This is a genomic window from Limosilactobacillus pulli, from assembly GCF_947381555.1.
GTDB classification, from domain to species: Bacteria; Bacillota; Bacilli; order Lactobacillales; family Lactobacillaceae; genus Limosilactobacillus; species Limosilactobacillus pulli.
The window spans coordinates 23,222-36,405 of the sequence record NZ_CANCWQ010000003.1 but is presented as its reverse complement, the minus strand read 5'-3'; the positions used below and the strand labels follow the sequence as shown (position 1 = coordinate 36,405).

Below are 13,184 nucleotides of genomic sequence, written 5' to 3'. Positions count from 1 at the left end.
ATGGGAAAAATTCATCAATTAAGCAGCGTATTGGCTAATCAGATTGCAGCCGGTGAGGTAATTGAGCGACCTTCATCGATCGTCAAAGAACTGGTCGAAAATTCTTTGGATGCTCACAGTCAGCGTATCGACGTTGTGGTAACCGAGTCGGGACTGGGCAGTATTCGCGTGATCGATGATGGCGATGGAATTGCCAGAAGTGACGTGCCAATGGCTTTTAAGCGTCACGCTACCAGCAAGATTGAAACGGCTGGCGATCTATTTCGTGTTCAGACAATGGGCTTTCGTGGCGAAGCGCTGCCAAGTATTGCTTCGGTTGCTGATGTAATCATGACAACGGCGGTATCGGGGCAGGAAGGAACGTCTTATCATATTCGCGGCGGCGAGGAAAAAGCGCTGAAGCCGGCTATTGCACGGAAAGGAACGGATATTCTGGTGACGGAGCTGTTTTACAATACGCCAGCCCGCTTGAAGTATCTAAAGTCGCCTAAAACCGAGCTGAGTCACTTGATCGACATCGTTAATCGGCTGGCTCTGGCTAATCCAGCTGTAGCCATCTCGTTTACGCATGATGGCCGAGAAGTATTTCGTTCTGCCGGCAACGGTAAGCTGCAGCAAGTGATTGCAGCTATCGATGGGGTCAACGTTGGTCGCATGATGATTCCGATTCATGGTGAAAATCCCGACTTCAGCATCTCCGGTTATATCTCAAAGCCAGAGCTGACGCGAGCGCAGCGAAGTCACATCACGCTAACGATCAATCATCGCTATGTACGCAGTTACGCACTAACCAAGGCAATTATTGCCGGCTATCGGTCAAAGCTGATGGTGGGACGGTTTCCGTTTGCCGTGATCAATATCGATCTGGATCCGGTATTGGTCGATGTCAATGTTCATCCAGCCAAGCGCGAGGTGCGACTGAGCAAGGAGGAACAATTGGCCAGCCTTTTGGAACAGGCGGTCTTTCATGGCCTGGCCAATCAGAATCTGATTCCAGACGTTGGTTCTCAGGCTCAGCAGCTAAAAGCCAAGTCAAGCGCAGAGTCAAGTCAGTTTGGTGAAGCGGCGTCGGTCTATCAGCCAGCCGCAACACCGGCACCGACTCAAGCGGCAGCCTCGGTTGAAAAAAAGGCCCAAGAAGATGATCATCTGGCTGCCCAACCAGTGGTAATCAAACAACGAGACGATCTTAATCAACCAGCACTGCAGGCCTTTGATCAGCGCTACCAAGATGAGGAGCAGGCAGCTCCATTTGAGCAGTCAATATCAGATCAGTCAACTATGATTGGGCAATCGGACTCACCAGACGTTAAGACCGAAGAGCTGACCTTGGATATCGACGATGCCGGCAGTCAGGCTGAACAGCGCTTTCCGGATCTGCAATATCTGGCGCAATATCACGGGACGTTTTTGCTGGCAGAGGCTTCAGATGGTTTGTATCTGGTCGATCAGCATGCAGCCCAAGAACGGATTAATTTTGAGCGTTTTCGGCATGAAATCGGTGAAGTCGGTCATGATCAGCAGGCTTTTTTGACGCCGATGGTTTTAAGCTATTCAACGGCTGAGGCGCTAAAGATCAGCGAGCATTTAGACGTCTTACGTGGCGTTGGCTTAAACCTGGAACCGTTTGGGCAAAACAGCTTTGTTTTATCAGAGCATCCCACCTGGTTTGTTGAGGGACAAGAAGAGGCAACGGCCAAAGAAATGATTGATTGGATTTTGAATGATGCAGAACTGAACGTCGCGCATTTTCGTTTGAAAACGGCCATGATGATGAGCTGTAAACGAGCAATTAAGGCCAATCATTATCTGGATGATCAACAGGCCAAAGCGCTGCTGAAAAAACTGCCACAGTGTCAAAATCCATTCAACTGCCCACATGGTCGGCCAGTAACGATCCATTTTACCGATACGGATCTGGAAAAACTCTTTAAACGAATTCAAGATCATCACCAGGCCTATTCGCGTGATTTCGATGCCCATTCATTCTAAAAGCGAACGCATGTGTGCTATAATGAAAACAACCTTAAAAAGTGAGGAATAAAAATTGTTTGAATATCTTACTGGAGCAATCGTTCAGACCGCACCGACCTATATCGTGCTCGACGTTAATGGCGTTGGTTATCGGCTGGCCTGTGCCAATCCATATCGCTGGTCGGTCAACGTCAGCGACAAGGTCAAGGTATTTGTCTATCAGGCGGTCAGAGAAGATGCCATTACCCTGTATGGTTTTGTCAGTGCTGAAGAAAAGCAGCTTTTCATGCAGCTGATCAACGTATCGGGAATTGGTCCCAAAAGCGCATTGGCAATTCTGGCCAATCCTGATCATCAAGGATTAATTGATGCCATTGCCAACGATAATGTCAGCTATCTGACTAAGTTTCCCGGCATCGGTAAGAAAACGGCCGGTCAAATCGTCTTGGATCTGCATGATAAAATTGATCAATTGCGTGCCAATGAGCCACTGGACTTCAATGTGCCAGCCAGTGATACAGATCTAACGCCAGAGCTGCGGGATGCCTTGGCGGCGCTGAGTGCGCTGGGCTATCCCGAACGGTCGGTTAAAAAGGTACAAAAAGCGCTTAGCAAGGAGTCGGCAATGTCGACCGATGACTATCTGCGTCAGGGACTGCGCTTGTTAAGCTAGTAAAGGAGGGATTTTCTTGGAGGATGATCAGCACTTGATGTCGGCTCAGGTTGAAAATGAGGCGGAAAGTGCCGGTGAAACGAGCCTGCGTCCCCAGTGGCTTGCCGAATATATTGGTCAAGAACAAATCAAAAAGAAACTGTCTGTCTACGTCCAAGCCGCCCGCAGTCGTGAAGAAGCGCTCGACCACGTGCTTTTGTATGGACCACCGGGGCTGGGAAAAACGACCTTGGCGATGGTGATTGCTCATGAGATGAACGTTGGCATCAAGACGACCAGTGGCCCAGCCATTGAAAAGCCAGGTGATCTGGTAGCCATGCTAAACGAGCTGCATCCTGGCGATGTCTTGTTTATTGATGAGATCCATCGACTGCCCAAAACGGTTGAAGAAATGCTCTATTCGGCAATGGAGGATTTTTATATCGATATTGTCGTTGGCGAAGGTCCAACAGCACATCCGATTCATTTTCCGTTGCCACCGTTTACCCTAATTGGTGCGACGACACGGGCTGGGGTCTTATCGGCACCATTGCGGGACCGGTTTGGCATTATCGAGCATATGGCCTATTACAGCCAAGATGAGCTGGAAAGAATCATCTTTCGTTCAGCCAAGATTTTTGCCATGCCAATTGAACCGACCGGCGCTAAGGAACTGGCCATGCGTTCAAGAGGTACGCCGCGAATTGCCAATCGTCTTTTAAAACGGGTCCGCGACTTTGCCCAAGTGGCTGGCAATGATGCTATTGATGCGGCAACCGTGGCCAAGGCTCTGCAGCTTTTGCAAGTCGACGAGCGTGGACTGGATGAGATCGATCGACGGATTTTGCATACCATGATCGATTACTATCATGGCGGTCCGGTTGGTCTAAAGACGATTGCTGCCAATGTCGGTGAGGAAATGGGTACGATCGAGGAAATGTATGAACCCTATCTGCTGCAGATTGGCTTTATCGCCCGTACGCCAAGGGGACGCGTTGCTACGCCGGCTGCCTATCAGCATCTAGGAATCCCGCTGCCTGGTGAAGGAAAATAGGCTTACCGTGCGACGATAGGGCAGGCCAAAATGAAAGGGTAAATAGTTTTGAAGCTAGATTTTAAATTACAAAAAACTTACGGATCAATGCGGGCAGCCAGGTTAAAGGTCGGTCAACAAACGATTGCTACGCCAGCCTTGATCGTTTCGGCACCTGCATTGACAATTCATGATCTGGCACCGATCGAGGCTGAACAGTCTCAGGTTAAAGGACTCAGCGTTGATGCAAGCATCATCTCACAAAACCCAGGAACTGAAATCGTTCAGGCATCAGGTGGACTGCACCGACTAATGGATTGGGATGGACTGGTGATTGCTCAGCCTGGCGACTTTTCGCATCTGCCACGGGTTAAGAAAAATCATCTGACCAAAGACGGCGTTCGCTTTCATGACGTTAAGACCGGTGCGGTGCGTTTGATGACGCCGCAGTCTGTAATCGAATCACAAACCAAGATGCAGCCCGATATTATGCTGATGCTTAGTCAAACGCCGCCTTACTATGCCACGCACGACTATATCGAAAAAGCCGTTGCCATTAATTCAGCCTGGGCCAAAGCAGCTAAAGCAGCCCTGACGCCAGATTCGCCGGCTGTGCTTGGCGTGATGCAGGGAGCGGGTTTTGCTCAGCTGCGAGCACAAAGCATCGCATCCTTATTAGAGCTTGGCTTTGATGGTTACGTGATTGGTGGGATCAGTGATATTGACGATGATGATGAGTATGATCGGATTTTAAAGGCCAGCATCGATTGTCTGCCTAAAAATCAACTCCGGATGGTTAGTGATGTTCAATCGCCGGCTCAACTGATCAGTGCATTGCAAAATGGCGTTGATCTGATTGAAACCTCTTTACCAACGCACTGGGGACATTATGGTAAAGCCCTGAGTGATCAAGGACTGTTGCCGATTAAAAAAGAACGCTTTGCCAAAGATCTGCAGCCACTGGCAAAAGATTGTGACTGTCAGGTTTGCCGACACTACTCAAGAGCCTATCTTAGACATCTGCTTCATATGGGTGATCCAGTGGGGACGCGTCTGATCGGCCAGCATAATCTTTGGTACCTGCAAAAGATGTTTGTTCAAACTCGTCAGTCCATTATGCATGATCAGTCACCAGCAATCGTTTTTAATGGGTTGGCCTAGAATGAACAATCGGTATTCGATTTGGTCAGAAATGCTGGTTTTTAGTTGAACCAGTGGTATTTGACCCGTTTTTTTGGTAAAGTTATTTATTGATCATATAATTATCAAATCAAATAAGAGAGGATGAATGGCAGTGGGAATTTTAGCTGCAAGCAGTAGTACCGGATCCGGCATGTCCAGCATCATCATTATCGTCTTGATGATTGCTTTTATGTACTTCTTCATGATTCGGCCACAACAAAAACAACGCAAAGAGCACCAATCAATGGTAAATCACTTAAAGAAGGGTGATCAGGTCGTTATGATCAGTCGTTTGCATGGTGTGATCGATGAAATCAACACCACGGATCAAACGGTAACGATCGACTGTGAAGGGGTCTACTTGACTTTTGACCTCTCAGCAATTGCACGGGTAATTCCAAGCAAGACGCAAGAAACTGCTGAAACGCCAGCCAGCGAGTCAGCTGCGGCCAGTCAAGAACCGGCTAAAGAAGCCAGTGAAGCACCAGCAAGTCAAGAAGCTGCGCCAGCCAGTGAATCAGCAGCTGCTGATGATCAAAAGCCTGCCCAAAGCGACAGTGCCGACGCTGATAAGTAGTTTAATTATGTCTAGCCGGAAATCCCGTGACTTTAGTCATGGGATGGATAGGCTTGCTATGATCTAATCCTTGTAGATAGTAATTAACTTAGTAGCTGCATCACTGAGAATCAAAGTGAGTATTACAGCATTATAAGACTGACTATCTAACAACTATCGATATATCGTCCCTATGGCAACCTGGGGACGTAAAAGGCATTGGTAATTAGATGATCACTGCTCAAGCAACTGCGGCTGTTTGAGTAAATCGTCCGTATCTACGCAAATTGTGGTTTAGACACTCAATATCGGGGTGTTTGCCCACAAGCCATCGACTTTAGCCGATGGTGGTTGACTGTAAAAAATCCTGATGAGTAGGTTACTCATCAGGATTTTTGAGTCTAATGGACAAGCCAAAAACGCCAATTGCTGATATACTTGGAAATGGTTTTAAAATAGCATAATACGTGCAAGGAGGAATTGATCAATGGACGAGTTAGCGTCAATTCTTGAACAGATTAAAAAATACAACAAGATCATAATTCATCGTCATCAGCGCCCGGATCCCGATGCAATCGGTTCTCAGGTTGGGCTGGCTGAGATTTTAAAGGCTTCGTTTCCTTACAAGCAGGTCTATGTCGTTGGTAAGCATATTCCGGGATTTGACTGGATCGGTACCATGGACGAAATTGAAGGCGATGCATATGATGATGCCCTGGTGATCGTTACCGATACGGCCAATGCGCCACGAATTGATGATCGGCGCTTTAATAATGGTGATGAGCTGATCAAGATCGATCATCATCCCAATGACGAGCCGTATGGTGATCTGATGTGGGTCAGAGACGATGCATCCAGCTGCTCGGAGATGATTTATGAGTTTTACGAGCATTTCAAAAAAGAACTGACTTTGCCCAAAAAGGCAGCTCACGCTTTGTATGCTGGTATCGTTGGTGATACGGGCCGCTTTTTATATCCAGCTACTACGCCTAATACCATGCGCATTGCTGGTGAGCTGATGGCAGCAGGGGCCGATGCGTCCGCTATTTGTCAGCGTGAGGATACGATTACGCTGCCACTTGCGCGCTTGTCGGCTTATGTCTATGAAAACATGACGCTGCTTGAAAGCGGTGCAGCCTATGTGATTTTGACCAATGAGATTCTTAAGCGCTACGGACTGACTGAAGCGGGTACTTCGGCCGTTGTGCCTTTACCAGGCAAGATTCAAGGCGTTAAGGCCTGGGCGATCTTTGTCCAACAAGAAGATGGTCACTACCGAATTCGGCTGCGCTCCAAGGGTCCATTTATCAATGAACTGGCCAAAAAGCATCAAGGCGGCGGTCATCCACTGGCCAGTGGAGCTAAGGCACGCGATGAACAAGAAATCAAAGCAGTGGTCAGCCAGCTGGATGAGTTGGCTGCCAATGCCTGACCAAGAAAGGAAATCCAACCTCAATGACTGAAACATTTGCTGACTTTCATTTTCAACCATTCTTAATGGAGGCCTTAAAAGATCTCCATTTCACTAAGCCGACCCCAGTTCAGGAAAAAGTAATTCCAATCGTGCTAACCAATAAGAGCGTGGTTGGTCAGTCACAAACCGGTAGTGGTAAGACGCATGCGTTTTTACTGCCGATTTTTGAACAGTTAGATCCCAATGACCAAAACGTGCAGGTTGTAATCACTACCCCCAGCCGGGAACTGGCCTACCAGATTTATAATGCAGCCAAGCAGCTGAACAAATTTGCTCCCCAGAAATTTACAATTCATAATTATGTTGGTGGTACTGACAAACAGCATCAAATTGAGCAGCTGCAGCGTAAGCAGCCACAGCTGGTCATTGGAACGCCTGGGCGAATCTTGGATCTCATCAACTCGCAAGCCCTGGATATTCACACGGCTCATCGCTTTGTTGTTGATGAAGCAGATATGACGCTTGACATGGGCTTTTTGGAACAGGTTGACGGTATTGCTGGTCATTTTCCAGAAGATCTGCAGATGATGGTCTTTTCGGCCACGATTCCCCAAGGACTGCGGCCATTTTTGAAAAAATACATGGAAAATCCGGTCGTCGAAGAAATTCCAACCGAAACGGTGATCAACCCCAATGTCGACAACTGGCTGATGTCAACCAAAGGCCGGGACAAAAATGAGATGATCTATCAGCTCTTAACGCTGGGGGATCCATACCTGGCACTGGTATTTGCCAATACGCGGCAACGGGCTGAAGAAATTACCAATTATCTGCAGCAGCAAGGACTAAAAGTGGCGCTGCTGCATGGCGGTCTTGAGCCACGGGCACGGAAACGCATTATGCGTCAGATTCACAACCTCGACTACCAATATGTCGTTGCGACTGACCTGGCAGCGCGAGGAATTGATATTGATGGTGTGTCGCTGGTAATCAATGATGACATTCCAAGCGATCTGGAATACTTCGTGCACCGGGTTGGTCGAACGGGACGGGCCAACATGAAAGGAACAGCCATTACGCTTTATGCACCAGCTGAAGACGAGATGATCGCCAAACTTGAGGAGCGCGGCATCAAGTTTACGCCTAAAACGTTCAAGAATGGCCATATCGTAACGACCTATGATCGCAACCGCCGCAAGAACTACCACCGCCGCAGAGAAAGTCTTGATACGACGCTGCGCGGTTTTGTCAAAAAGACTAAGAAAAAGGTCAAGCCTGGCTACAAGAAACGGATCCAGCGGGCTATCAAAGAAGATGAGCAAGAAAAACGCAAGCTGGCCAAGCGTCATGAAATGCGCAAAGCCAAGCGTCAACGTCAGCGTCAGCATCGACGCGAGCGTGAGAATAATGGTCGTTGATTTTTAATGTCAGCTCGCTTATAATATGGACTGTTTGGGATATGCTTTTTGATGTGAGCTTTCAGAAACGTTTTGGCTGCTGTGAAAAACGACGATCATCATTAGGTGCTCCCCAGATCTACAATTCAACAATCAGCTTCCGAAATTCGGAAATTTAAAGAGGTAAACGAAATCCATCGTTGCAAGCAGAGTGGTACCGCGTCTAAGGGCGTCTCTGATTCGCAAGGATGGGTTTTTGTTTTTACCAGGAAAGGAAGATAACATGAGCAAGGAATTAAAGCACCTTAATAGTGCCCAAGTACGCCGCATGTACCTGGATTTCTTTATTCAACACGGTCATACCGAAATGCCAAGTGCCTCTTTGGTGCCGGTTGATGACCCAACGCTGCTCTGGATTAACTCTGGGGTTGCTACGATGAAAAAGTATTTTGATGGTGAGGTTGTACCCAAGAATCCGCGCATGACCAGCTCGCAAAAGAGTATTCGAACCAATGATATTGAAAACGTTGGTAAAACGGCGCGTCACCACACAATGTTTGAAATGCTGGGAAATTTCTCAGTTGGCGACTACTTTAAAAAAGAAGTTATTCCTTGGGCCTGGGAGCTGCTGACCAGTGACGAATGGTTCGGCTTTGATCCTGAAAAGCTGTATGTTACTTATTACCCAAAGGACAATGATGCTCACCGCTGCTGGCTGGAAGCTGGAGTTGCCGAAGATCACCTGCTGGCCAACCAAGACAACTTTTGGGATATTGGTCAAGGTCCATCTGGTCCCGACACGGAAATCTTTTATGACCGTGGCCAGGAAATGAACAATGTACCTGAAGATGATCCAGAAAACTACCCTGGTGGTGAAAACGAACGTTACCTTGAAATCTGGAACATTGTCTTTTCACAATTCAACCACACACCAGAAGATACCTACGAGCCGCTGCCACATAAAAACATCGATACTGGGATGGGACTGGAACGAGTCGTCTCCATTTTTGAAAATGCCCCAACCAATTTTGAGACCGATCTCTTTATGCCACTGATCAAGCAGGCCGAAGAATTCAGCGGCGTTAAAAAGTATGGCGAAAACAAGGATGATGACGTCTTCTTCAAGATTATTGCCGACCATATTCGGACGATCACGTTTGCAATTGGTGACGGCGCTCTGCCTTCTAACGTTGGTCGTGGCTACGTCATTCGTCGTCTGTTGCGGCGGGCAGTCGTTGCCGGCAAGAAGCTGGGCATCGACAAGCCATTCTTGTACAAGCTGGTGCCTACGGTTGGCAAGATTATGGAATCATACTATCCAGATGTCTTGAAGAATGCCGACTACATTGCTTCAGTCATCAAGTCGGAAGAAGAACGCTTCAACACGACTTTAAATGGTGGTCTGAATCTGCTCAATGATGTGATTGCTCGTGCCAAAGAAGACGGCAGCAACCGAATCGATGGTAAGACGGCCTTTAAGCTGTACGATACTTACGGCTTCCCAATCGAGCTGACCAAGGAATACGCTGCTGACGAAGGCCTTGAAGTTGATGAGGCCGGCTTTGAGGCTGCCATGACCGAACAGCAGAATCGAGCCCGCAAAGCACGTGATATCGATAATGGGATGGGCGTTCAAACCGACGTCTGGACTGAATTTAAGGAACCAAGCAAGTATGTCGGCTACACGGATCTGGAAGTCCAAAACGCTAAGGTGATTGGTCTGGCACAAGCTGGTCAGCATGTCGAAGAAGCACTGCCGGGTGATGAGGACGTTGAGGTAATCTTTGACGTAACGCCATTTTATGCCGAAATGGGTGGTCAAGTTGCCGACACTGGTGACATTATTGACAACTTTGGCAATCTGGTTGGTAAAGTCGTTGACGTTCAGCATGCACCAAATCAGCAGAATCTGCACCGCGTTGAACTGAAATCGCCATTAAAGAAAGGGGCGCGCTATGCCCTCAAGGTTGATCGTCTGCGTCACCTGAAGATCGAAAAGAACCATACCGCAACTCACCTTTTGGACCAGGCATTGCGCAACGTCTTGGGCGGTCACACGCAACAAGCCGGCTCATTGGTTGAACAGCACTACCTGCGCTTTGACTTCAACCACTTTGGCCAGGTTACGGATCAAGATCTGAAGGCCGTTGAAGATATGGTCAATGAACAGATCTGGAAAGAAATTCCGGTCACGACGGTTGAAACCGACCTGGAGGCAGCCAAGAAGATGGATGCCATTGCTCTGTTCTCCGACAAATATGGTGACAAGGTCCGGGTTGTTAAGATTGGTGATTACAACACCGAATTCTGTGGCGGTGATCATGTTAAGAATACCAACGAAATCGGTCTGTTCAAGATCGTTTCCGAAGGTGGGGTCGGTGCCGGTGTCCGGCGGATTGAAGCGGTTACCTCAAGCGATGCCTTCAAGTTTATGCAAAGCCATGATGATCTGTTAACGCAGACGGCTGGTGAATTGAAGGTTGCCCAACTTAAAGAGGTGCCACACCGTGTTGAAGAATTACAAAGTCAGCTTAAAGAAGCACAAAAGCAAAACGAGGCTCTGGAAGCCAAGCTGGCTGCTCAACAAGCCAATGCAGTCTTTGACAACGTTCAAGACACCAAACAAGGTACGCTGATTGCCGCTCAAGTCAATGTTGCTGGCATGGGTCAGCTACGGCAGCTTGCCGACAGTTGGCGCGCCAAGCAGCTGTCTGACGTGCTGGTTTTGGCAACCGGCAATGAAGGCAAGGCCAACATGCTGGTCGCCGTCAGTGATGACAAGATTAAAGACATCAAAGCCGGTGACATTATCAAGGCGATTGCACCTGCCATCAATGGTGGCGGCGGTGGCCGTCCTAACCTGGCTCAAGCCGGTGGCAAGAAGCCAGAGGGAATTCCAACCGCTTTGAAGCAGGCTGTTGAATATCTGAACAAGTAGTCAAAATCAGAGGAGACTGGGAATTAACTCAACCTCTTAACTACGTATAGATAACAATGCCTCAGCGCAGTAGCTGGTTGGCAGGTCAAATACTGATAAATCAGCATTTGACCGACCTAGCCCAGCCTTGCGGAGGTTCGAAGACAGACTCCGAAAATCGGTCGCAAGCTGATTTTCGGAGTTTTTTCTCACTCTCTTTTTTTATTGAATTTGTCGGGCAAGTTTGGCAGATTAAGGTCTGGTTAAGGAAAAGCTTGCTGATTGTGATTTGTTAAGTGGTATAGTAGAATTAAGTATTGATAAAGAAAGGTCGGGGGTGAAAAGATGGCAAGTGACAAGACCATGTTTTTTGACTTTGGCAAAGAAAAGCCAAAGGACGTCAAAGAAACCTTAAATACCGTATACCAAGCCTTAGAGGAAAAAGGCTATAATCCAATCAACCAGATCGTTGGCTACCTGCTTTCGGGCGATCCTGCCTATATTCCACGTTTGAACAATGCGCGCAATCTGATTCGCGAGCATGAGCGTGATGAAATTATCGAAGAACTGGTACGCTTTTATCTGCAGCATAATGGAGATGCCAAATGAGACTGCTTGGACTAGACGTTGGCTCTAAAACCGTTGGCGTTGCCGAAAGCGATCCATTAGGCTGGACGGCGCAGGCGGTCGAGATTATTCCGATTGATGAAGAGGCTGGCGAATTCGGTCTTGAGCGAGTGGCGCAGTTGGTTAAAAGTCGCTCGGTGGCCGGCTTCGTAATTGGTCTGCCTAAAAACATGAATAATACCGAAGGACCGCGCGTTGAGGCCTCACATCATTATGGCGATCTGCTGGTGGAAAAATTTGGTCTGCCAATCGATTTTCAAGATGAGCGCCTGACTACGGTTGAGGCACACCGAATGCTGGTTGAGCAGGCGGATATCTCCAGACGCAAACAAAAGAAAGTAATTGACGAGCTGGCTGCCACCTTGATTTTGCAAAACTACCTTGATCGACACGGCAAGCTGGTTCAAAAACTATAAAACATTAAAGGAGCGGCTTATGAGCGAAAATCAACCACGCGACAACGAAGAAATCTTTACGCTGGTCGACGAGAAGGGCAATGAAGAGCTCTACAAAGAGGCAATGCGCTTTAAATCCGATCAAAACGGCAAATGGTACATCTGCCTCTATCCATTGGATGAAGAAAATGCCGAAGAGGTTGATATTGAGGCCTTTTCATTTGAACCAGCCAACGACATGGATGGTGTTGACAGCGGCGATATTCAGCTGATGCCAATCGAAAGCGATGAAGAGTGGGCAATGGTTCAAGAAGTGCTCAATACGTTTATTGATGATGAAGGCAATTTCAATGCCTAAGTCCGATCCAAACTACTGAAGCCAGCATGTTTGGCTCAAGATCATCAAGACCTGGCGTGCGGTTTATCCGGATGCCGGGTCTTATTTATTATTAGATAAATTAGCGCCATAAACAAATGAGGCAATAAATGATTTTAACAACGGTAATTTTAGTAATTTTGATTGGCTGCTGGGTCAATGGGACCAATCGTGGCTTATTGGGCATGCTGATCTCAACGTGTACCTATCTGATTGGCTGGCTGGCTGCTAAGCTGGGCGCTCGGTTTTTAGGCGGAGCATTATCCGGATTCTTGCCGCAGCTGAACAGCAGCAGTGGGTCGGTTAGCAGCAGTTTGTTGAGCAGTATCAACCCCACCACGTTTTTTTATAATGGTCTGGCATTTATGACCATCTTTAGTACAATTTCTTTTTTGGGACACTGGCTGTTAAAAAGACTCAACTGGCTGAATCGACTGCCGGTGCTTGGATCGGCTAATCGATTGGCAGGTGGGACACTTGATGTTTTGATCGGTTATTTGATTATCTTTATGTTTTTGATGATCTTTCAGCTGTTTCCCAGTCAATGGTGGCAAAATCAGCTTGCTCAATCAGGGATTGCTCAGCTGATGATTAAAGACACCCCGGTTATGGCACAGGCAGCCTTGAATCTATTGGGATAGACAAGATCAGCTTTAAAAAC

At 47.7% G+C, this 13,184-nt stretch carries 12 protein-coding genes; all 12 read left to right on the top strand.

Features of this window, described 5'->3' with window-relative positions; all coding sequences use genetic code 11:
• Positions 1–1,992 (top strand): DNA mismatch repair endonuclease MutL, encoded by a 1,992-nt coding sequence (gene mutL, locus QOS03_RS01560; RefSeq protein ID WP_283575131.1) that lies wholly within the window; start codon positions 1–3, stop codon positions 1,990–1,992.
• A 55-nt stretch (positions 1,993–2,047) separates the two neighbouring features.
• Positions 2,048–2,647: a Holliday junction branch migration protein RuvA gene (ruvA, locus tag QOS03_RS01555; RefSeq protein ID WP_169461137.1), complete on the top strand. Its 600-nt coding sequence runs from the start codon at positions 2,048–2,050 to the stop codon at positions 2,645–2,647.
• Between the two features lie 37 nt (positions 2,648–2,684).
• Entirely contained in the window at positions 2,685–3,680 is a 996-nt protein-coding gene (gene ruvB, locus QOS03_RS01550; RefSeq protein ID WP_408612055.1) for a Holliday junction branch migration DNA helicase RuvB, read from the top strand.
• A gap of 48 nt (positions 3,681–3,728) precedes the next feature.
• A complete protein-coding gene (locus QOS03_RS01545) occupies positions 3,729–4,820 on the top strand; it encodes a tRNA-ribosyltransferase family protein (protein WP_283575130.1) in 1,092 nt (363 codons plus the stop codon).
• A gap of 127 nt (positions 4,821–4,947) precedes the next feature.
• On the top strand, positions 4,948–5,418 hold the full coding sequence (yajC, locus tag QOS03_RS01540) for a preprotein translocase subunit YajC (RefSeq protein ID WP_169461134.1): 471 nt from the start codon (positions 4,948–4,950) through the stop codon (positions 5,416–5,418).
• Between the two features lie 466 nt (positions 5,419–5,884).
• Positions 5,885–6,829 carry a DHH family phosphoesterase gene (locus QOS03_RS01535; RefSeq protein WP_272216404.1) on the top strand — a complete coding sequence of 315 codons (945 nt, stop codon included), beginning with the start codon at positions 5,885–5,887 and terminating at the stop codon, positions 6,827–6,829.
• A gap of 23 nt (positions 6,830–6,852) precedes the next feature.
• Positions 6,853–8,229: a DEAD/DEAH box helicase gene (locus tag QOS03_RS01530; protein ID WP_283575129.1), complete on the top strand. Its 1,377-nt coding sequence runs from the start codon at positions 6,853–6,855 to the stop codon at positions 8,227–8,229.
• 262 nt (positions 8,230–8,491) lie between these two features.
• Positions 8,492–11,146, top strand: coding sequence for an alanine--tRNA ligase (gene alaS / locus QOS03_RS01525; RefSeq protein ID WP_283575128.1), 2,655 nt, complete (start codon positions 8,492–8,494; stop codon positions 11,144–11,146).
• Between the two features lie 324 nt (positions 11,147–11,470).
• Positions 11,471–11,734, top strand: a complete 264-nt coding sequence (locus QOS03_RS01520; RefSeq protein WP_169461130.1) for an IreB family regulatory phosphoprotein — start codon at positions 11,471–11,473, stop codon at positions 11,732–11,734.
• On the top strand, positions 11,731–12,168 hold the full coding sequence (ruvX, locus tag QOS03_RS01515; RefSeq protein WP_169461129.1) for a Holliday junction resolvase RuvX: 438 nt from the start codon (positions 11,731–11,733) through the stop codon (positions 12,166–12,168). Before QOS03_RS01520 ends, ruvX begins: the two co-directional genes overlap by 4 nt.
• Before the next feature lie 19 nt (positions 12,169–12,187).
• Complete coding sequence (locus QOS03_RS01510; protein WP_169461128.1) at positions 12,188–12,505, top strand: DUF1292 domain-containing protein; 318 nt, start codon at positions 12,188–12,190, stop codon at positions 12,503–12,505.
• A 128-nt stretch (positions 12,506–12,633) separates the two neighbouring features.
• Positions 12,634–13,164, top strand: coding sequence for a CvpA family protein (locus QOS03_RS01505; protein ID WP_283575127.1), 531 nt, complete (start codon positions 12,634–12,636; stop codon positions 13,162–13,164).
• Positions 13,165–13,184 lie beyond the last annotated feature (20 nt).